The organism is Pseudomonas sp. F8002 (assembly GCF_013385495.1).
Lineage (GTDB): Bacteria > Pseudomonadota > Gammaproteobacteria > Pseudomonadales > Pseudomonadaceae > Aquipseudomonas.
Genome location: NZ_JACAPW010000015.1, coordinates 85,131 through 105,879 on the forward strand (window position 1 = coordinate 85,131; position 20,749 = coordinate 105,879).

Sequence of the window (20,749 nt, forward strand, 5' to 3'; positions counted from 1 at the left end):
CGGGTGAAACCTCGTCACATCCTATGGGACGAACGAAGCTCGCCGCTGCCGGCATGATGCCTGGCAACGACTTACGACAAATCAACGAGTTATGACACGGATCTGCGCATTAAAGGTTACCCCTTGGGGTGACCCTGGAAACCGCCGGATGTTATCACAATCGCCGCCACGCACCTATCCCCCTGATGCGCATGGAGCATAGTAAGTTGACGGATGACAGGCTTGACGGCGACGAGAGGGCCTTAGAGCTGGATCCAAGGGGATTTTTGCGGGCAAATTGCCTCAATGCAGGCGTTTACGACACATCAGCTGCGCCAACTTCGCCGTGTCGGGGCGTTCGACGATGCCTTTTTCAGTGACGATCACATCAATCAGGTCCGCCGGCGTCACGTCGAACACCGGGTTGAAGGCGTCTACATCAGCGGCTACGCGGGTGCCGCCGACTTCCAGCAGTTCACGGGCGTCGCGCTCTTCAAGCGGCACGTCATCACCGCTGGCCGCCATCAGGTCGATGGTTGAGCTGGGCGCCACCACCATGAAACGCACGCCGTGATGCATGGCGCACACCGCCAGCTGATAGGTGCCGATCTTGCTGACCACATCGCCATTGGCCGCAATGCAGTCGGCACCGACGATCACCCAGGTCACGCCTTTGGTCTTGAGGATATGCGCACCCGCCGAATCGGCATTCACGGTGACCGGAATGCCTTCATTGGCCAATTCCCAGGCCGTCAGCCGCGAGCCTTGCAGCCAGGGCCGGGTTTCGTTGGCGTAGACGCGCTCCACCATGCCTTCCAGGAACGCTCCGCGAATCACCCCGAGCGCGGTACCGACGCCGCCGGTAGCCAACGCACCCGCATTGCCATGGGTCAGGATCGCCTGGACATTGCCCTGGTGCTTGCGGATCAGCTCTACACCCAGCTGCGCCATGGTCAGGTTGGCTTCACGATCACTTTGGTGAATCGCCACCGCCTCGGCCTCCAGCACCTTCAACGGATCGGCGTGTTTCTTGAGGCGATCGAGGCAATCGCGCATGCGCTTCATGGCCCAGAAAAGATTCGACGCGGTCGGGCGGGTATCCGCCAGCAGCGCGTAGTCCTCTTCCCAGGCGGCCTGCCAGTCATCGCCCTCGGCGATGTGGGCACGAGCGGCCAGCACCAGGCCATACGCCGCACTGATGCCAATGGCCGGCGCACCGCGCACCACCATTGTGCGAATGGCCTCGGCCACCTCGGCAGCACTGGTGCAGGCGACCCAGGTTTCTGCAGACGGCAAAATACGCTGATCGAGCAGGTACAGTGCGCCATCACGCCAGTCGATGGCCTTCACTTTCTCCGCAGCCAACAGTCGATCGCGCATCCCTCACCCCGCACTCATGAACAAAAGCCGCCGATTATAGCGATCCGCCAGCCAGGACGCTCGGGTATACTTCGCCGTTCTTTATAGATGCCTGGGAAACTGCCCTCGATGACACCGACTGCCGCCCCGCTCGACTTATTGCTGCTGCCCACCTGGCTGGTACCTGTCGAGCCTGCCGGCGTAGTGCTCAAGGAGCACGCCCTGGGCATTCGTGACGGGTGCATTGCGTTTATCGGCCCACGCGCCGCGGCCTTGAAGCTCGCAGCGAGCGAAGTGCGTGAACTGCCGGGCATGCTGCTCAGCCCCGGCCTGATCAACGCCCACGGCCACGCGGCCATGACGCTGTTTCGCGGCCTGGCCGACGACCTGCCGCTGATGACCTGGCTGGAAAACCACATCTGGCCCGCCGAGGCCAAGTGGGTCGACGAAGCCTTCGTCCGCGACGGCACTGACCTGGCCATCGCCGAGCAGATCAAGGGCGGCATCACGTGTTTCTCGGACATGTACTTCTTCCCGAAAGTCGCCAGCGAACGCGTGCACAACAGCGGCATGCGTGCGCAAATCGCCATCCCGATCCTGGATTTCCCGATTCCCGGCGCTGCTGACGCCGATGAGGCGATTCGCCAGGGCGTCGAGCTGTTCGGCGACCTCAAGCATCACCCACGGATCAAAATCACCTTCGGCCCGCACGCGCCGTACACCGTCTGCGATGAAAACCTGGAAAAAATCCGGGTGATCGCCGAGGAACTGGACGCCTCGATCCACATGCACGTGCATGAAACCGCCTTCGAAGTGCAGCAGTCCGTTGAACAGCGTGGTGAACGCCCGCTGGCACGGCTTGGCCGCCTGGGTTTGCTGGGGCCGCGCTTCCAGGCCGTTCACATGACCCAAATCAGCGATGACGACCTGACTTTGCTGGTAGAAAGTAACACCAGCGTGATCCATTGCCCGGAATCCAACCTGAAACTGGCCAGCGGCTTCTGCCCGGTGGAACGCCTGTGGCAAGCCGGCGTCAATGTGGCAGTAGGCACCGACGGCGCGGCCAGCAACAATGACCTCGACCTGCTGGGCGAGACCCGCACCGCCGCGCTGCTGGCCAAGGCCGTCGCCGGCTCGGCCACCGCCCTGGATGCCCACCGCGCCCTGCGCATGGCCACCCTCAACGGCGCCCGGGCCATGGGCCTGGAAAGTCAAATCGGCTCGCTGGAAGTCGGCAAGGCCGCTGACATCGTGGCCTTCGACCTGTCGGGCCTGGCGCAACAACCGATCTACGATCCGGTCTCACAGCTTATATATGCCACCGGACGCGATTGTGTGAAACACCTTTGGGTCGGCGGCAAGCAATTGCTCGACGACCGGCAACTGACCCGCCTGGATGAACAACAGTTGTGCGCCACGGCCATCGCCTGGGGCCAGCGCATCAGCGGACACAGCGAATAACACCCGCCCTGGCAACGCATGCCAGGGCCGGCAAAACGTTTTATCAGATTTAGAGGATTCCCCATGAGCAACGTCGACCACGCTGAAATCGCCAAATTCGAAGCCCTCGCCCATCGCTGGTGGGACCGCGAAAGCGAGTTCAAACCCCTGCACGACATCAACCCGCTGCGGGTCAACTGGATTGACGAGCGCGTCAACCTGGCCGGCAAGAAGGTGCTGGATGTGGGTTGCGGCGGCGGGATCCTCAGTGAGTCCATGGCCCAGCGCGGCGCCACCGTGATGGGTATCGACATGGGCGAAGCGCCATTGGCCGTGGCCCAGTTGCACCAACTGGAGTCGGGCGTGAACGTCGAATACCGGCAGATCACCGCCGAAGAGCTGGCCGAAGAGATGCCCGGGCAGTTCGACGTGGTCACTTGCCTGGAAATGCTCGAGCACGTGCCGGACCCGTCCTCGGTGATCCGCGCCTGCTTCCGCATGGTCAAGCCCGGTGGCCAGGTGTTCTTCTCCACCATCAACCGCAATCCGAAGGCGTACCTGTTCGCGATCATCGGTGCCGAATACATCATGAAGCTGCTGCCCCGCGGCACCCATGACTTCAAGAAATTCATCCGCCCTTCCGAGCTGGGCGCCTGGAGCCGTCAGGCCGGGCTGACCGTCAAGGACATCATCGGCTTGACCTACAACCCGCTGACCAAGCACTACAAGCTGGCCAGCGACGTTGACGTCAACTACATGATCCAGACCCTGCGCGAGGAGTAAGCCTGTGAAGTTGCGAGCGGTTCTTTTCGACATGGACGGTACCCTGCTGGACACCGCGCCAGACTTTATCGCCATCTGCCAGGCCATGCGCGCTGACCGCGGCCTGGCACCGATCAACGACCAGCACATCCGCGATGAAATCTCCGGCGGCGCCCGGGCGATGGTCGCCGTGACCTTTTCCATGGACCCCGAGTCCCCGGGCTTTGAAGAGCTGCGCCAGGAATTCCTCGAGCGTTACCTCAAGGGCTGCGCGATCCACAGCAAGCTGTTCGAGGGCATGGAAGAGCTGCTGGTGGATATCGAGAAATCCAGGCTGATCTGGGGCGTGGTCACCAACAAGCCACTGCGCTTTGCCGAACCGATCATGCAGCAGCTGGGCCTGGCCGAGCGCTCCGCGCTGCTGATCTGCCCGGACCACGTGAAGAACAGCAAGCCGGACCCGGAACCGTTGATCCTGGCGTGCAAGATGCTCGACCTGGACCCGGCCAGCGTGCTGTTCGTGGGGGATGACCTGCGGGACATCGAGTCGGGCCGCGACGCCGGCACTCGTACTGCGGCGGTCACCTACGGCTATATCCACCCGGACGACAACCCGCGCAACTGGGGTGCCGATGTGGTGGTGGATCACCCGCTGGAATTGCGCAAAGTGCTGGACAGCGCGCTGTGCAGCTGCTGATCGGGACTGCCTGAGGTTGCTGCAATTTTGTGGAGAGGGAGCTTGCTCCCGTTCGACTGCGCAGCAGTCGCGAAAGCTGGGGCTGCTTCGCAACCCAACGGGAGCAAGCTCCCTCGCCACAGAAGCCTTGGCCAGCCTTAGCCGCAATCAATCACATGGATTTTCTGTGAACTTTGTCGAGGTTGTTTATGTTTGATTACTCCGCACGTCCAGAACTGCTCAAGGGCCGGGTCATCCTGGTCACCGGCGCCGGTCGCGGGATTGGCGCAGCGGCGGCCAAAACCTATGCGGCCCACGGCGCCACCGTGTTGCTGCTGGGCAAGACCGAAGCCAACCTGGCCCAGGTCTACGACGAAATCGAAGCCGCCGGCCAGCCGCAGCCGGTGGTGATCCCGTTCAACCTGGAGACCGCCCTGCCCCATCAATACGACGAGCTGGCAGCGATGATCGAAAAGGAGTTCGGCCACCTTGACGGCCTGCTGCACAACGCCTCGATCATCGGCCCGCGCACACCGATCGAGCAGTTGTCCGGCGAGAACTTCATGCGGGTGATGCATGTGAACGTCAACGCGATGTTCATGCTGACCAGCACGCTGTTGCCGCTGCTCAAGCTGTCCCAGGATGCGTCGGTGGTGTTCACTTCCAGCAGCGTGGGCCGCAAGGGCCGGGCTTATTGGGGGGCTTACGGGGTGTCGAAGTTTGCCACCGAAGGCCTGATGCAAACCCTGGCGGACGAGCTGGATAATGTCGCACCGGTGCGCGCCAACAGCATCAACCCAGGCGCCACCCGCACCAGCATGCGGGCCCAGGCGTATCCAGGGGAGAACCCGACCGATAACCCGACACCGGAGGAAATCATGCCGGTGTACCTGTACCTGATGGGGCCGGACAGTACCGGCATCAATGGGCAGGCGTTTGACGCGCAATAACTATCTGGAACACAGTACAACCTAATGTGGGAGCGGGCTTGCTCGCGAAGGCGGAGTGTCAGTCAACAGAGATATCGACTGATCCACCGCCTTCGCGAGCAAGCCCGCTCCCACATTTGTATTGCGGTGATCTCTAGAACTTAGTTCTTCACCACTTCCTCAAGCGTGAAGCGCCCCAACGGGTTTTGCAGGAAGTTGCTCACGTTCTTGCGTGAGATGTTGATGTACGGGCTGTAGTACAAGTCGATCCAGTTCACATCCTGTTTCGCCATTTTCTGCAGGTCGACGTACATCTGCTCACGCTTGACCGGGTCCGCCTCGATCCGCGCCGCGGCCACCAGGTCCTTGACCTTGTCGTTCTTGTAGCGAGTCATGTAGTTCTGATTGGTGTCGTGGCCCAGCACGAAGGTGGTCTTCTGGTCCGGGTCGAGGATGTCGTTGGTCCAGTACATCACCGAAATATCGTAATCACCGTCCACCAGCATCTGCCAGCTTTGGGTCGGGTCGACCTTTTGCAGGTTGGCCGTCACACCGACCTTGGCCAGTTGATCCTTGATCATCACCGCAATCTGCTCGTCGGCTTCGTTGCCGGCGTTGACCACGTAGTTGAGCTTCAAGTCCTGGGCGCCGGCAGCCGCCAGCAGCTTCTTGGCTTCGGTCGGGTCATACGGGCGTTGCAGGTTGTTGGCGTAGTGGTACAGCGAGCCTTTTGGAATGTAGGAATAGGCCACGGTGCCCTGGCCGAAGGTGGCGGTTTTCACCAGCGATTGTTTATCGATGGCCATATCCAGCGCCTGGCGCACTTCCGGCTTGGCCAGCAGGCCGTGGGCGTGGTTGATCAACAGGTGATCTTCACGGGTGGACGGGTCGGAGTGGACCACCACGTTCTTGTCTTTTTTCAGCTCTTCAACCCGGGAAAACGGGACGAAGATCGCCGTGTCCAGCTCGTTGTTCTGCACCATGCGCATGCGGGTGTTGTCGTCGGTGACGGAGACCCACTCCACGCCATCCAGGCTCACGTTGCTGGCCTGCCAGAAGTTCGGGTTCTTCTTCAGGATCACCCGATCGCCCTTGCGCCACTCGTCCACGGTAAACGCGCCGGAGGTCACCGGGTTTTCCGAGTAGGCGTCTTCGCCCATCTTGGTCATGGCTTTTTCCGACAGGATCGACACCGTCGGCGAAGCTAGTTGCGAGAGGAAGGCCACCGCCGGGGTTTTCAAGGTCACTACCAGGGTTTGCGGGTCGCTGGCCTTGGCGGTGTTGATCAGGCTGAACGGGTCGCTCCACAGCGAGGCCTTGTTGTCGCGGATGCGCAACAGGCTGAAGGCAGCGTCGTCGGCGGTGATCGGCGAGCCATCCGAGAACTTCGCGGCACGCAGCTTGAAGGTGTACGTCAGGCCGTCCTTGGAAATGTCCCAGCTTTCGGCCAGCCCCGGTTCCATCTTGGTGCCCAGGTTGTCCACGCGTACCAGGGTGTCATAGACGTTGGCGAACACCCAGGTGTCGCGGTTCTGCGCGCTTTTGATCGGGTCAAACGTGGTGCTGTCTTCGCGGCAGCCGATGGTCAGCACACCCGCCGCGTGGGCGATACCGGCGGTCAGCGACCAGGCGGTGAGTGTGGCGGCGGCGAGCAACTTCAAGTGACGGGATTGCATGTCATAACTCCTTGTCTATAACGGCGGTTGTTCATGATCGGCAGGAAGGGTTCAAAGCAAAGGTTCTTCAAGCACGCAACTGTACCGATGCGTTTGCACAACGTGAGTCGGCGGCAATACCTCGGCACACACGGCTCGTGCATGTCGGCAACGCGGGTGAAAGGCGCAACCATTAGGCAGCTTCAGCGGGCTCGGCGGCTCGCCCGGCAAGGGTTCGCTGGGCAACGGGCGGTACGGATCAATCTCCGGGATCGCCTGGATCAACGCCGCCGTGTAGGGGTGACGGGGCGTGGTAAACACCGCCTCCACCGGGCCTTCCTCGACGATTTTCCCCAGGTACATCACTGCCACCCGGTCACACAGGCGGCGGACGATGGCCAGGTCGTGGGCGATAAACAGGATCGCCAGGTTCATGCGCTGTTGCAGTTCCAGCAGCAGGTTGATGATCTGGCCCTGGATCGACACATCCAGGGCAGCCACGCATTCGTCGGCGATGATCAGCCGCGGCTCCACCGCCAGCGCCCGGGCAATGCCGACGCGCTGGCACTGGCCGCCGCTCAGGGAGCCGGGCTTGCGGCTGGCGAGTTCGGGGCGCAGGCCTACCAGATCGAGTAATTCGTCGACCCGGCGTGGGATGTTTTCCGACGCCACTTTGCGCTGCACCCGCAGGACTTCGGCAATGGTTTCGCCGATGGTCAGACGCGGGTTCAGGGCCGCGTAGGGATCCTGGAAGATCATCGCCGTCTCGTGCCGCAAACGGGCGATATCGACCGGCCCGGCGTGGGCCATGTCGATGCCGTCAAACACCACCTGCCCGGCGCTGATGGGGTTGAGGTGCAGGATCGCCCTCCCCAAGGTGCTTTTGCCGCTGCCGGACTCGCCCACCAAACCCAGTGTTTCACCGGCGGCCAGGGTCAACGACACCCCGTTGACCGCCCTCACCCACTGTTTATTCAGGCCGAACAGGCCGCTGCCGGCGGCGGCAAAACGCACCTCAAGGTCATTCACCTGCAACAACGTCATGGGCGAACTCCCAGGGGATAGTGACAGGCCACCCGCGCGCCTTCCGGCAGCAGCTCGGTGCACAAGGTGCCGACTTGCGGGCAGCGCGGGTTGAACCGGCAGCCCTTGGGCAATGCGTCGAGCAATGGCGGTTGGCCGGCGATGGTGCGCAACAGGGCGTGGCCGCTGCTGGTGGCGGGCTGGCACTCGATCAGGCCGGCGGTGTAAGGGTGTTGCGGGTGTGCCAGCAGCTCGTATTTGCTGCCGTGTTCGCACAGGCGCCCGGCGTACATCACGGCGATGGAGTCGCAGGTTTGCGCCACCACGCCCAGGTCGTGAGTGATCATGATGATCGACAGGCCACGCTGGTCCCGCAGGTCCAGCAACAGCCGCAGAATCTGGGCTTGCACGGTCACGTCGAGGGCGGTGGTCGGTTCGTCGGCAATCAGCACCTTGGGATTGCAGCCAAGGGCCACCGCGATCATTGCCCGCTGGCGCATGCCGCCGGAAAACTCGTGGGGGTAATTGTCGATCCGCGCCTGGGGATCGGGAATGCCGACCTGGCGCAGCACTTCGATAGCCTGCAAGCGCGCCTCCTTTTTCGACGCGCCCTGGTGCAGTCGGATGCCTTCGGCGATCTGCTCGCCGATGCGCATCAACGGGTCGAGGTGGCTGCTGGGGTTCTGGAAGATCATCCCAAGTTGCCCACCGCGTACCGCGCGCATGCCGACGTCATCCAGCTGCAGAAGGTCCTGGCCCGCCAGGCGCACCGAACCGCCCTGCACCCGCAGGCTCGGGGACGGCAGCAAGCGCATCAGCCCGCGACAGGCCATGGTCTTGCCCGAACCGCTTTCGCCCACCAGGCCGAGGATTTCACCTTCGGCCAGGTCGAACGACACCCGGTCCACCAACGTTACGTCGCGCCCGGTGTTATTGGCGATGACGCTCAGGTCCTGCACCTGCAACAGGCTCATGAGCGATCCCCCAGCACTTGCGCCACACCATCGGCCAGCAGGCTGAAGCCCATGGCCAGGGTCACGATGGCCAGGCCCGGGAAGGTGCAAATCCACCAGGCGGTGGTGATGAACGCCTGGCCTTCGGCAACCATGGTGCCCCACTCGGCGGTCGGCGGTTGTACGCCCAGGCCGAGGTAGCTGACCGCTGCGCCGTTGAGCAGCACCAGCACTGCGTCAGACATCGAGAACACAATCGAGCCGAACATCGCGTTGGGCAACAAATGCCGGAACAGAATGCGCCCATGGCCAAAGCCCAGGCTTTTGGCGGCCAGGGCGAAGTCGCTTTCCTTGAGCACCAGGATCTGCGAGCGGATCAGCCGCGCATAGGACACCCAGCCCACCAGTGCCATGGCGATATAAAAGCTTTTCAAACCCGGGCCGAGAATGGCCATGATCGCCAGCATCAGCACCAGGAAAGGGAACGCGAGGATCACGTCGATCACCCGCATGCAGAAGCTGTCGAAACGCCCGCCGATGTAGCCGGACACCGCACCGACGAAGGTGCCGATCAGGAACGGAAAGATCACCCCGACCACCGCCAGTTGCAGGTCGATGCGTGCACCCCAGATTACCCTCGAAAGGATGTCTCGCCCGTAGTTGTCCGTGCCAAATGGATGGGCCTGGCTGGGACCCAGCAAACTGATGTCGGTGTTTTGCGCAATCGGGTCAAAGGGTGCGATCCAGGGGGCGAACACGGCCAGCGCCAGCCATGTCAGCAGAATCAACAGGCCCCAGGCCGCCGTCAGCCGGCCATTGCGAAAACCAAAGCGCAGGCGCAGGCGCCATGGGGCGATCAATGGGCGGCTGCTCATTGCATCTTCACTCGCGGGTCCAGCGTGACCGTCACCACATCGGCAACAAAGTTGACCAGCACGGTGGCACAGGCCAGCACCATCGCCACGCCCTGCACCACCATGTAGTCGCGGGTGAAGATGCCGCGCACCAGCAATTGGCCGATGCCGGGAATCGCAAACAGGCTTTCGATCACCACCGTGCCGCTGATCAGCCAGCCAATGTTCACCGCCAGCAGGTTCACCGCCGGCACCAGGGAATTGGGCAGCACATGACGACGAAACACCGCCGCCTCCGACAACCCGCGCGCCCGGGCGGCGGTGACGTGGTCAGCCTGCAATTCCATCAACATGCTCGCCCGCAGGTTGCGCACCAGCACCGCCGACAGCGCCAGGGCGATGGTCAGGCACGGCAGAACCATGTGGTGCGCCTTGTCCAGCCAGGTGCGCCCATACCCGGAGACCGGAAACAGGCCCCATTGCACGCTGAGCAACAGGATCAGCATCAAGCCCAGCCAGAACGCCGGCATGCCCAGGCCCACCGTGGTGAACAGCCGGATCAGGTTATCCGCCCAGCCACCTTTATTACGCGCGGCCACGGTGGCCAGCGGCACGGCGATCAACAGCGCCAGCAGCACACTGCCGAGCACCAGGAACAGGGTCGGCTCGATGCGGGTGACGATCAGTTTCAGCGCGTCGACCTTGTACAGCAGTGACTGGCCGAGGTCGCCCTTGAGCAGGTTTTTCAGGAAGTAGAAATATTGCAGCCACAGCGGCTGGTCGAGGCCGTACTGGGCGCGGATCTTCAGCAACGCGTCCGGGGTGCTGCGCGAACCCAGCAGGGCCCGCGCCGGGTCGCCGGGAATCGAGCGCACCAGCACAAAGGTGATCAGGCTGATGCCAAACAGCACCGGCAGCAATTGCAGCGGCCGGGACAGCACAAAACGGTAACGCGCCAGGTTCATCCGTCAGCCTCGATGGCGAGCGAGGAAGTCCAGCAACACCGGGAAGTATGCCTGGGGTTCTTCGTAAAATGGCATATGGCTGCTGTTGGGGAACACGTGCAGCTCGGCGTGCCGGGCGGCGCTTTTCATGCGCATGGCGCAGGCCGGGGTCAGTTCGTCGTGCTGGCCGGTGGTGATCAGTATCGGCATCTTGAACTCGGCCATCTCGGGGATGCGGTTCCAGTCCTTGAGGTTGCCGATGTAGAGAAATTCGTTGGGGCCCTGCATGGTTTCGTAGGGGCCCATGTTCCAGTCGCCGAGGGAACGCTGGACCGGCGCCGGCCATTCGTCCAGGCGGCAGACGTGGCGGTAGTTGAGCAAGGTAATCGCGGCCTGGTACTGCGGGTGATCGAGGGTGCCCATGGCTTCATGGCGTTGCATCATCGCCACGGTTTCGCTGCCCAGGGCGCCGCGCAGGCGTTCCAGCTCGAGGGACAGGTGCGGAATGTCGCCGACGGTGTTTTCCAGGATCAGGCTTTTCAGCGCATCGGGGTAGTGAATGGCGTACTCGATGCCCAACCATCCGCCCCAGGAATGCCCCAGCAAGTGCACGCGGCCAAGGCCAAGGGCCTGGCGCACGGTTTCGACTTCTTCGACATAACGGCTGATTTCCCACAGCGAAACATCGGTCGGTCTGGCTGAAGCGCCCGTGCCAAGCTGGTCGAATGCAACCACTCGCAGGCCATTGTCCTTGAGCCAGCCATGGGCGTCGCGCAAGTAGTCGCAAGGCAGCCCGGGGCCGCCATTGAGGCACAGCAACACCTCATCGCCTTCGCCAAAGCTATAGGCCACGAGGTTGTGGCCATCGACCTGCACGTTGTACCGCTGGTCGGGGGCAATTTCACGCCACATGCATACATTCCTTGTTGTGTGTCGGCCCTGTGGAGAGTGGCCGTTTAGAGGCCAACACTACCGAGGATGCCGCGTGTCCATAACCTGGTAATTCTTATAGGTTTGGTCTGGCAGTCCTTCGCCGGGGCGTGGCATTCTACTTGCAGCAAGACGAGATTCAAATGAAATCGGGAGCAGAACGGATGCTGGCCAGGCTAACTGCGTTTAATGACCGTCTCATCCCCGGCAGGAGCCTGGATGAACAGATGGACAACACCCTCGTATTGGCCCAGGACCTGGGTTTTGATGCGTTGGTCTACGACTACACCCCCGTGCCCATTGACCATAATGGTGCACTGATCACCCCTTCTGTGCTGCAACTGCGCAATACCCCGCCCGACTGGTACAACCTGTGGTGCAGCTCCGGTTTTTATCAGATCGATCCGGTGCAACACCTCGCGCTGTCGACGGTTTCACCGTTTGTGTGGTCCTACGAGGCCAAGGCCGATACCGCTCTGCAAAAAATCATCGACCCTTGCCACGCCCCGGTTTCCAGCTACCTGCACGACCGGCAGATGACCTGCGGCGTCAGCGTGCCGATCCATTTGCCCCGTGGCGGCTTCGCCTCGCTGACCGGCCTGCGCACCGGCAAGGCCAGCGCCGTGTTGCAGGACGCCCGCCAGACGCTGTCGGAATTCAGCCTGATTACCCACGCCTTGCAGGAAGCGGCCTACCCGCTTTTCAGCAAGGAACTGCGCTCCTACCCGCATATCCGCCTGACCAAGCGTGAGCGCGAATGCCTGAAATGGGCCGCCGACGGCCTGACCGCCGCCGAAATCGCCACGCAATTGAGCCGCTCCCTGGCAGTGGTTACCCTGCACCTGGCGTCGGCCATGCACAAACTGGGGGCCAAGAACCGGGTGCAAGCGGTGGTACGGGCCACTCATTACCGGCTGCTGGAAGACTGATCCGAAGGAAAAACCTAGCTGTTTTGCTAGTTACTTAAACTTTCTGTGCCGACTATCGTGTACCTGATCACTTTTTCTCAGGGCAGGGCACGAAATGGAATTCATCGAAACAATCCGCGAAGGCTATGCGGCCTTTCGCGACTACCAGACCTGGTATCGGGTAACCGGCGACCTGGACAGCGGCCTCACACCGCTGGTCATCCTCCATGGTGGCCCGGGTTGTACCCATGATTATGTCGATGCCTACAAGGACGTAGCCGCCAGTGGCCACGCGGTCATTCACTACGACCAACTGGGCAACGGCCGCTCCACCCACCTGCCTGACAAAGACCCTTCATTCTGGACCGTCGGCTTGTTCCTCGAAGAACTGGACAACCTGCTGGACCACCTGCAGATCAGCAACAACTACGCGATCCTGGGTCAATCCTGGGGCGGCATGCTCGGCAGCGAACACGCCATCCTGCAACCCAAGGGCCTGCGTGCATTTATTCCGGCCAACTCGCCGACCTGCATGCGGACCTGGGTTGCCGAGGCCAACCGCCTGCGCAAGCTACTGCCTGAAGGCGTGCACGAGACCTTGCTCAAGCATGAACAGGCCGGCACCTACCAGGACCCTGAATACCTGGCCGCCTCGCGGATTTTCTATGACCAGCACGTGTGCCGGGTCAATCCGTGGCCGGAAGAAGTCGCCCGCACATTCGCCCAGGTGGATTCGGACCCGACGGTGTATCACGCCATGAGCGGCCCGACGGAATTCCATGTGATTGGCAGCTTGAAAGACTGGAACGTGATCGGCCGGCTGTCGAAGGTCAATGTGCCGACCCTGGTGATTTCCGGTCGCCATGACGAGGCCACGCCGCTGGTGGTCAAGCCGTTCCTGGATGAGATCGCCGATGTGCGCTGGGCGCTGTTCGAAGACTCCAGCCACATGCCGCATGTTGAAGAGCGACAGGCGTGCATGGGGACAGTGGTGCAGTTTCTGGATGAGGCTTGTTCGGTGCCCCACAGAACGCTCAAGACTGGCTGAGATCAAAATGTGGGAGCGGGCTTGCTCGCGAAGGCGGTGGATCAGTCAGCATATTTAGCGACTGACACACCGCCTTCGCGAGCAAGCCCGCTCCCACATTGGACTCTTTGTGGCTGTTACACCTCGCTGGTCTGCGCCCTGCCGTGCACCGCCGCTTTCTTCGGCACTTCCTCCAGCAACGGAATCTCCTTGCCCTCGGCATCAAACAGCTTGCCGCCGCTGAAGTAATCCCCGTCCCGCAACGCCGCCACGTCCTGGAAGCACAGGCTGCGTTCCGTCCCGGCAACGAATACCGACTGCTGGTCCGAGTTGCCCGCGGTGAAGTGGTTGAACGCCAGGTTCAACAGGATCGCCATGATCGCCGACGAACTGATCCCCGAGTGGAAAATGGTCGCGAACCAGCTCGGGAAGTGATCGTAGAAACTCGGGGCCGCAATCGGGATCATGCCAAAACCGATGGAAGTGGCGACAATGATCAGGTTCATGTTGTTGCGGTAATCGACCTTGGACAAGGTCCGGATACCACTGGCAGCCACGGTGCCGAACAATACGATTCCGGCACCGCCCAACACTGAAGTCGGCACTGCCGCAATCACCCGGCCCATGAACGGCAGAAGGCCGAGGATCACCAGGAATATCCCGCCGGTGGCGACCACATAACGGCTCTTGACCCCGGTAACCGCCACCAGTCCGACGTTTTGTGCAAACGCGCTCTGGGTGAACGAGCCGAAGATCGGCGCAAACATGCTCGACAGCATATCCGCACGCAGGCCATTGCCGAGGCGCTTGGAGTCGACTTTGGTGTCGATGATTTCACCCACCGCCAGAATGTCCGCCGAGGTTTCCACCAGCGTCACCATGACCACGATGCACATGGAAATGATCGCCGCGAGATGGAAGGTTGGCATGCCGAAATGGAAGGGTGTGGGAAAGCCGAACATCGGGCCCTGGGTCACGCTGGAAAAGTCAGCCATGCCGAGGAACACCGCGATGACCGTGCCGATCACCATCGCCAGCAGGATCGACAGTCGCGAGATGGTCGCGCTGCCGATCTTGCTCAGCAGCAATACCAGCACCAGGGTCAGCGCCGCCAGGCCGATGTTCGGCATGCTGCCGAAATCTGCGGCGCGGCTGTTGCCGCCCATGGCCCAGCGGGCGGCGACGGGCATCAACGTCAGGCCGATGGTAGTGATCACAATCCCGGTGACCAGCGGCGGGAAGAATTTGGTGATTCGCGAGAACACCGGGGTGATCAGCAGGCCTATCAGGGAGGCGGCCATCACCGCCCCGAGAATCGCCGGGATGCCACCCGCACCGTCGCTGCCAACAATCGCCACCATGGTCGCCACCCCGGCAAAGGACACCCCTTGCACCAGCGGCAACTGGCAGCCGAAAAACGGCAGGCCCAGGGTTTGCAACAGCGTAGCCAGGCCTCCGGCAAACAGCGAGGCAGCGATCAGCAGGCCAATATCGGCCGGCGACAACCCGGCCGCCTGGCCGACGATCAACGGTACAGCCACGATGCCGCCGTACATGGTGAGCACATGCTGCAGGCCGTAAGCCATGTTGGCCGCGACGCCGAGATTCTCATCTTCTGGCCGCTGCGGTGACGCCTTCGGGATAGTCATGGTGAGGGGTTCTCTGTTTTTGTTGTGCACTCACTGTATGCAATAGAAAGATTGGATGTCCATAGAGTTGTATACAATCATTTTCACAAGAACACCCTGAACGCCGTTACAAAAATCCATTCAGCCGCCCTGCCCCGTGGCTCGAAGCGCTGCGCACAAGGACTTGAAAAAAATGCTCAACCGCAAGCTGCGCATCCACGCCCCGGCGATTTACTACTTCGACATGGTTCGCCGCTGCCACTCGATCCGCGAAGCCGCGCGCCGCCTGAACGTGGCGTCTTCGGCGGTGAACCGGCAGATCCTCAAGCTGGAAGACGAGGTGGGCGCGGCGCTGTTCGAGCGCCTGCCCGGCGGCCTGCGCCTGACGGCGGCCGGGGAAATCCTGACCCGCCACGTGAGTTTCCTGTTGCAGGACGTGGAGCGCGTGCGCGGTGAACTGGATGGCTTGAACGGTGTGCAGACCGGCCACGTGGAAATCGCCACGGTGGAAGGCGCCACTGTGGAGCTGCTGCCCGCCGCCCTCAAGCGCATGCGTGAGCGTTATCCGAAAGTGACCATTGGCGTCACGGTACAAGGTTCGCAATCGATTCCCGGTGCGGTGGTCAACGGCCAGGCTGACCTGGGGTTGGCCTTTGCCTTACCGCGTAGCAGCGAAACCATCCAGGTGTGTGTCGGCCATTTCCGCCTGGGGGCGTTGATGGCACCGGGGCATCCGTTGGCCGGTGAAAGCAGCGTGAGTTACGCGCGCTGCTGTGAACACGGGGTGATCCAGGCCAAGAGCGAGCTCTCGGTTCACCACCTGATCGCACCGCTGCACAAGCGTTCGGCGGCGACGAACAAGCCACTGCTGCACAGCAACTCGATGGAGCTGGCCCGGCAACTGGCGCGCCAGCAACTGGGCATCGCGTTCCAGACGCGCATTGGCGTGGAGGTAGATTTAGCCCGCGGCGAACTGCTGCACATTCCGCTCAGCGACCAGGGCGGGATCTTCAGCGACCTCGGCTTATACGCCCGCAAAGACCGGGACTTGCCGATGGCGGTGCAAGCCATGGCCCATCTGCTCAGTGAAGAAATCAGTTTGCGCGAACATCAGGAAACACCCTGGGCGCCGCGTATTTCCTGACTCTCAGGCCAGTTTCAGTGCTGCCGTTTTGGCATCGGCCCAGGCGAGATTCTGTTCTTTGGAACCTACAACGGATGTGCCGATACTGCGCCCGGCGACCCTTGCGCGGTCACCATGAGCCAAAACGCCAAAGGAATTAAAACAATGAAAAAGGCACTGCACGGCGCAACCGTATTACTCACATTGTTCGGCGGCGGGGAGGCTGTCGCGCTGGAATGGATGAACAACAGCCTGGGATTTCGCTACGGCCAGCAGTTCACCAACCCGAACAACCCGGATGAATTCAGCAAGCGCATCTACAGCTTCACCCACGCCAGCGGCTACCAGTACGGCAGCAACTACCTGAACCTCGATGTGTTCCTGTCCGACAGCCGCGACCCGCGCAAGGGCACCGACCACGGCGGCAGCGAAGTGTATGCCGTGTACCGGCATCAGCTGTATGCCTCACGAGTATTCGATGTACCGCTCGGCACCGGGGCGATCAAGGATTACGCACTGACCTTCGGCTTCGATGCCAACCGCAACAACAACCTGGCGTCGGCGAAAAAACGTGCGCTGGTAATTGGCCCGACCTTGAAGTTCAACACCGTCGGCGTGCTGGACCTGAGCCTGATGTACTACAAGGAAAGAAACCATTCCGGCATCCCTGGCGCGAAAGAACCCGATCACACCTTCGACGATACCTACATGCTCAACCTGACCTGGATGCGGCCTTTCGAGATCGGCGCCCACGGGGCGAAGTTTCAGGGGTTTATCAATCACGTCGGGGAAAAGGGCGAAGACTTCCATGGCCGCGACACCGCGCCGGAAACCCTGATGCGCACCGCGCTGATGGTGGCGGTGCGCCCGGGCAAAAGCGTCAAGCCCAATCTCTACCTGGGCGTCGGCTATGAGTATTGGCATAACAAGTTCGGCGTGGACGGCGGCCGGGGTAGCCGCACGTCAACGCCGACGGTGAACATGGAAGTGACGTTCTAGCGGGCGCGCACCAGGTCGGCATCGCCATCGTCAACCTTCGGCCGCGCCAGCCAGTAGCCCAACACGGCCAATGGCGCGGTCGCCAGCATCACGATCGCAGTGATCAACAGCGGCTGGTCGATCATCGACGACACGATCAGGCTCGCCAGGAAGCACAACCCCAACTGCAAGGTGTTCTGCAATGCCGCCGCCTTGCCGGAATTTTCCGCAAACGGCATCAGTGCATTCGCCACCACGATCGGATAGCTGGCGCCATTGACCAGGGCCATCAGGCAGAACGGAATCAGCAAGGTGGCGAGCGTCGGCACGGTCAAGGTCGCGACGAGGTACAGCGCGACCATGCTGATGCAGTACGCCAGCAGCAGCCACGGCAACAAAGTCTTGCCCTGGAACCGCTGCAACGCACTGCGGCAACTGTAGCCACCGATCAGGAACGACAGCGTTGGCAATACGTAGCTCAAGCCGATGTCATTCGGGCTGTAGCCCATCCCGCCAAGGATGAACGGCGAGGCGGTAAGCCAGGCGAAGAAACTGGCCGAGCATGCGGCAAAGATCATCACGTTGCCGGTGAACACCCGCGACTTGAGCAATTGCCCATAGCCGAGTCGGGACGGTTCGCCGTCGGTTGTCAGGCGTTTCGGCAGCGGCCTGAGAAACAACGTAGGCAGCAGCAGGAGCAGCGAAACCACCAACAACACACCGAAAATCGCCTGCCAGCCCCAGTGATTCAGCATCAGCGCTCCCAGCAATGGCGCCAGGGCCGGAGACAGTGACATCAGCGGCATGATGCCGGCGAACACCCGATGGGCCTTGTCCGCCGGGTAGCGGTCGATCACCAGCGCCTGCCAGCTGACGGCGGCGGAACACACGCCAATCGCCTGGACAAAACGCAAGGCCAACAGCTGCGGTGCGGTCTCGACCCAGAACATCCCCAGGCAGCCGAGCACAAACAGTGAAAGGCCCGTAAGCAGCACCGGCTTGCGTCCCAACCGGTCGGACAGCGGCCCCCACAGCAACTGCCCGACGGCAAAGCCGGCGAGGAAAATGCTCAGGCTCGCGCCCACCGCGCCGGGGGAAATCTGCAGTTGCTCGCCCATGGCGCCAAACGCCGGCAAGTACATATCCATGGCCAGATAGCCGAGCATGCTCAGCCCCGCCAGGTACCAGGTGAATCCAAAAGAATTTTTCATTGAAGCCTTGTATAACCTGCCATCAAACTATTTGCTGACTGGCGCCTATTATGAAGCTGAGCAAATCCCTGTGAAGCGATAATAATTGGACACTCTTATCAATAATTTTGAAGGCAAACCCCATGTGGTCTGAATATTCCCTGGATGTGGTGGATGCAGTGGCCCGCCACGGCAGCTTCAGCGCCGCCGCCCAGGAACTGCATCGCGTGCCGTCAGCCATCAGCTACACCGTGCGGCAACTCGAAGAATGGCTGGCGGTGCCGCTGTTCGTCCGACGGCATCGGGATGTGGAGCTGACACCCGCGGGTAAATTGTTCATCGACGAAGCCCGCGGCGTCATGAAAAAAATGCTCGGCACCCGCCGGCTGTGCCAGCAAGTGGCAAATGGCTGGAGTGGCCAGTTGAAAGTCGCGGTGGATTCCATCGTTAAACAGCAGCGCTGCCGGCAGTTGGTACTGGATTTCTATCGGCAGTTCCCGGAGGTGGAATTGCTGTTGGATTACGAGGTGTACAACGGGGTGTGGGATGCCCTGGCCGATGACCGCACCGATATCGTGATCGGCGCCACCAGCGCGGTGCCGGTGGCCAGTCAATTCACGTTTCGTGACATGGGCCTGCTGAACTGGCTGTGCGTGGTCAGCAGCCGGCATCCGCTGGCAGCGGTCGAAGGCCTGCTCAGCGATGACCAATTGCGGCCCTTCGCCTCCCTGTGCATGACCGACACCTCGCGCAACCTGCCCAAGCGCGACACCTGGACCCTGAATAACCAGCGTCGTTTGGTGGTGCCGCACTGGGCTTCGGCGATTGATTGCCTGCGGGACGGCCTGTGCGTCGGCATGGCACCGGCGCACCTGGTGCAGCCGTGGATCGAGCGCGGCGAGCTGAGCGCCCTGCAACTGTCCCGGCCCTTCCCTGCCAGCCCGTCGTGCGTGGCCTGGGCCCAAAACAAACTGTCGCCGGCCATGGCCTGGTTGCTGGATTACCTGGGGGATACCGAGACCCTGAATCAGGAATGGCTGAACGGGGTGCAGGTGGGCTCCGGCTACCCCGTTTGACTGATCGTTCCCACGCTCTGCGTGGGAATGTAGCCAGTGACGCTCCGCGTCAGCCTCATCCGTGTTTAGTCCAGAAGCCGGGAAAGTGCGCGCACGATCATCTCCACTTCCTTGGCATCGATGGTCAGCGGCGGCAGCAGGCGGATGATCTTGCCCCGCGTGACGTTGATCAGCAGGCCATGCTCTTGCGCCGCGCGCTGGGCCAGGTCGCGGTGAGGCGTTGCCAGTTCGATGCCGATCATCAGCCCCTGCCCGCGAATCGCCAGCACCTGGGGATGCTCGTTCAATTCCACCCGCAGGCGCGCCAGCAGCCGCTCACCCTGTTGCGCCGCGTTGTCCAGCAAGCCCTGTTCTTCGATGATCTCCAGCACCGTACAACCGACGCGGCAGGCCAGCGGGTTGCCGCCGAAGGTGCTGCCGTGGCTGCCGGGGGTAAACAGTTGCGCAACAGCGGCCCGGGCCAGGCACGCGCCAATCGGCACACCGTTGCCGAGGCCTTTGGCCAAAGTCATCACGTCCGGCACGATGCCTTCATGCTGGAAGGCAAACCAGCGCCCCGTGCGGCCGATCCCGGTCTGGATCTCATCGAGCATCAACAACCAGCCTTGCCGGCTGCAGTGCTCGCGCAAGGCTTTCAGATAGCCCGGCGGCGCGACTTGCACGCCGCTTTCGCCCTGGATCGGCTCAAGCAGCACCGCAACAATGCGCGGGCCAAACTCCCGGGTCACGGCCTCCAGCGCCTTCAAGTCACCGAAGCCGACCTTGATAAAGTCCCCCGGCAGTTTTTGAAATCCCAACCGCACGGAAGGCCCGTCGCTGGCGGACAGGGTGCCCAGGGTGCGCCCATGAAAGGCATTCTCCATCACCACCACCAGCGGCTGTTCGATGCCCTTTTTCCAGCCATGCAGCCGGGCCAGCTTCAGCGCCGTTTCGTTGGCTTCGGCACCGGAGTTGTTGAAGAACGCCTGGTCCAGCCCGGAAAGCCGGGTGAGGCGCTGGGCCAGGCGCTGCTGCCAGTCGATGCTGTAGAGGTTGGAGGTGTGCAGCAGCAAACCGGCCTGCTCACTGATGGCCGCTACCAGCCGCGGATGGGAATGACCGACGTTGGTCACCGCCACACCTGCCACCGCATCCAGGTATTCACGGCCCTGCTGGTCCCACAGGCGCGTGCCAAGGCCACGGGTAAAGCTCAGGGGCGACGGTTGATAAGTGGTCATCAGGCAGGCGGCGGTCATGGCATCAGGCTCCAGTGCATCGTAGTGATGGCGCCAGTATCGTTAGCCACCCGAGCTGGATAAACTGCACAACACTGCGA

General features: G+C 61.9%; 19 protein-coding genes. 9 read left to right on the forward strand and 10 right to left on the reverse strand.

The genetic code is table 11. The annotated features are described in order from the left end of the window. Positions 1–282: 282 nt before the first annotated feature. Positions 283–1,359: an S-methyl-5-thioribose-1-phosphate isomerase gene (gene mtnA, locus HX811_RS12130; protein ID WP_003218821.1), complete on the reverse strand. Its 1,077-nt coding sequence runs from the start codon at positions 1,357–1,359 to the stop codon at positions 283–285. A gap of 108 nt (positions 1,360–1,467) precedes the next feature. On the opposite strand from mtnA, the gene HX811_RS12135 reads away from it, so the two are divergent. From HX811_RS12135 to HX811_RS12150, 4 genes are all read left to right on the forward strand, one after another. Continuing rightward, positions 1,468–2,799 (forward strand): TRZ/ATZ family hydrolase, encoded by a 1,332-nt coding sequence (locus tag HX811_RS12135; protein WP_003218823.1) that lies wholly within the window; start codon positions 1,468–1,470, stop codon positions 2,797–2,799. 63 nt (positions 2,800–2,862) lie between these two features. Next, complete coding sequence (ubiG, locus tag HX811_RS12140; protein WP_003218825.1) at positions 2,863–3,561, forward strand: bifunctional 2-polyprenyl-6-hydroxyphenol methylase/3-demethylubiquinol 3-O-methyltransferase UbiG; 699 nt, start codon at positions 2,863–2,865, stop codon at positions 3,559–3,561. 4 nt (positions 3,562–3,565) lie between these two features. Further along, positions 3,566–4,237, forward strand: a complete 672-nt coding sequence (mupP, locus tag HX811_RS12145; RefSeq protein WP_003218827.1) for an N-acetylmuramic acid 6-phosphate phosphatase MupP — start codon at positions 3,566–3,568, stop codon at positions 4,235–4,237. A gap of 188 nt (positions 4,238–4,425) precedes the next feature. Then, positions 4,426–5,166: a YciK family oxidoreductase gene (locus HX811_RS12150; protein ID WP_003218829.1), complete on the forward strand. Its 741-nt coding sequence runs from the start codon at positions 4,426–4,428 to the stop codon at positions 5,164–5,166. 140 nt (positions 5,167–5,306) lie between these two features. Here HX811_RS12150 and HX811_RS12155 read toward each other — a convergent pair whose 3' ends face one another. Genes HX811_RS12155 through HX811_RS12180 form a run of 6 tightly spaced genes read right to left on the reverse strand, consistent with a single transcriptional unit; the run spans position 5,307 to position 11,486 of the window. Further along, positions 5,307–6,821, reverse strand: coding sequence for an ABC transporter substrate-binding protein (locus HX811_RS12155; RefSeq protein WP_102368422.1), 1,515 nt, complete (start codon positions 6,819–6,821; stop codon positions 5,307–5,309). Between the two features lie 51 nt (positions 6,822–6,872). Beyond that, a complete protein-coding gene (locus tag HX811_RS12160) occupies positions 6,873–7,844 on the reverse strand; it encodes an ABC transporter ATP-binding protein (protein ID WP_177046056.1) in 972 nt (323 codons plus the stop codon). Continuing rightward, positions 7,841–8,797: an ABC transporter ATP-binding protein gene (locus tag HX811_RS12165; RefSeq protein ID WP_177046057.1), complete on the reverse strand. Its 957-nt coding sequence runs from the start codon at positions 8,795–8,797 to the stop codon at positions 7,841–7,843. Before HX811_RS12165 ends, HX811_RS12160 begins: the two co-directional genes overlap by 4 nt. Continuing rightward, the gene (locus HX811_RS12170) at positions 8,794–9,651 is read right to left on the reverse strand and encodes an ABC transporter permease (RefSeq protein ID WP_003218837.1); all 858 of its coding nucleotides are present in this window, start codon (positions 9,649–9,651) and stop codon (positions 8,794–8,796) included. Before HX811_RS12170 ends, HX811_RS12165 begins: the two co-directional genes overlap by 4 nt. Then, positions 9,648–10,595 carry an ABC transporter permease gene (locus tag HX811_RS12175; protein ID WP_003218838.1) on the reverse strand — a complete coding sequence of 316 codons (948 nt, stop codon included), beginning with the start codon at positions 10,593–10,595 and terminating at the stop codon, positions 9,648–9,650. Before HX811_RS12175 ends, HX811_RS12170 begins: the two co-directional genes overlap by 4 nt. Before the next feature lie 3 nt (positions 10,596–10,598). Then, positions 10,599–11,486, reverse strand: coding sequence for a proline iminopeptidase-family hydrolase (locus tag HX811_RS12180; protein WP_008437674.1), 888 nt, complete (start codon positions 11,484–11,486; stop codon positions 10,599–10,601). A gap of 182 nt (positions 11,487–11,668) precedes the next feature. On the opposite strand from HX811_RS12180, the gene HX811_RS12185 reads away from it, so the two are divergent. Together HX811_RS12185 and HX811_RS12190 are read left to right on the forward strand one after the other, a co-directional pair. Continuing rightward, the gene (locus HX811_RS12185; RefSeq protein ID WP_008437673.1) at positions 11,669–12,433 is read left to right on the forward strand and encodes a LuxR family transcriptional regulator; all 765 of its coding nucleotides are present in this window, start codon (positions 11,669–11,671) and stop codon (positions 12,431–12,433) included. 94 nt (positions 12,434–12,527) lie between these two features. Beyond that, positions 12,528–13,460 carry a proline iminopeptidase-family hydrolase gene (locus HX811_RS12190; protein WP_003218843.1) on the forward strand — a complete coding sequence of 311 codons (933 nt, stop codon included), beginning with the start codon at positions 12,528–12,530 and terminating at the stop codon, positions 13,458–13,460. 116 nt (positions 13,461–13,576) lie between these two features. Here HX811_RS12190 and HX811_RS12195 read toward each other — a convergent pair whose 3' ends face one another. Further along, positions 13,577–15,088 carry a nucleobase:cation symporter-2 family protein gene (locus tag HX811_RS12195; RefSeq protein WP_010176247.1) on the reverse strand — a complete coding sequence of 504 codons (1,512 nt, stop codon included), beginning with the start codon at positions 15,086–15,088 and terminating at the stop codon, positions 13,577–13,579. A 172-nt stretch (positions 15,089–15,260) separates the two neighbouring features. Between HX811_RS12195 and HX811_RS12200 the strand changes: the two genes are divergently transcribed. Further along, positions 15,261–16,211 (forward strand): LysR family transcriptional regulator, encoded by a 951-nt coding sequence (locus HX811_RS12200; RefSeq protein ID WP_177040078.1) that lies wholly within the window; start codon positions 15,261–15,263, stop codon positions 16,209–16,211. A 144-nt stretch (positions 16,212–16,355) separates the two neighbouring features. After that, positions 16,356–17,189: a nucleoside-binding protein gene (locus tag HX811_RS12205; RefSeq protein ID WP_177046058.1), complete on the forward strand. Its 834-nt coding sequence runs from the start codon at positions 16,356–16,358 to the stop codon at positions 17,187–17,189. Here HX811_RS12205 and punC read toward each other — a convergent pair. Next, positions 17,186–18,379: a purine nucleoside transporter PunC gene (gene punC / locus HX811_RS12210; protein WP_008437667.1), complete on the reverse strand. Its 1,194-nt coding sequence runs from the start codon at positions 18,377–18,379 to the stop codon at positions 17,186–17,188. The two genes, HX811_RS12205 and punC, sit on opposite strands and share 4 nt — an antisense overlap. Positions 18,380–18,501: 122 nt before the next feature. Between punC and punR the strand changes: the two genes are divergently transcribed. Beyond that, the gene (gene punR / locus HX811_RS12215; protein WP_177046059.1) at positions 18,502–19,434 is read left to right on the forward strand and encodes a DNA-binding transcriptional activator PunR; all 933 of its coding nucleotides are present in this window, start codon (positions 18,502–18,504) and stop codon (positions 19,432–19,434) included. 65 nt (positions 19,435–19,499) lie between these two features. Here punR and HX811_RS12220 read toward each other — a convergent pair whose 3' ends face one another. After that, positions 19,500–20,669: an aspartate aminotransferase family protein gene (locus HX811_RS12220; RefSeq protein WP_102605620.1), complete on the reverse strand. Its 1,170-nt coding sequence runs from the start codon at positions 20,667–20,669 to the stop codon at positions 19,500–19,502. Positions 20,670–20,749 lie beyond the last annotated feature (80 nt).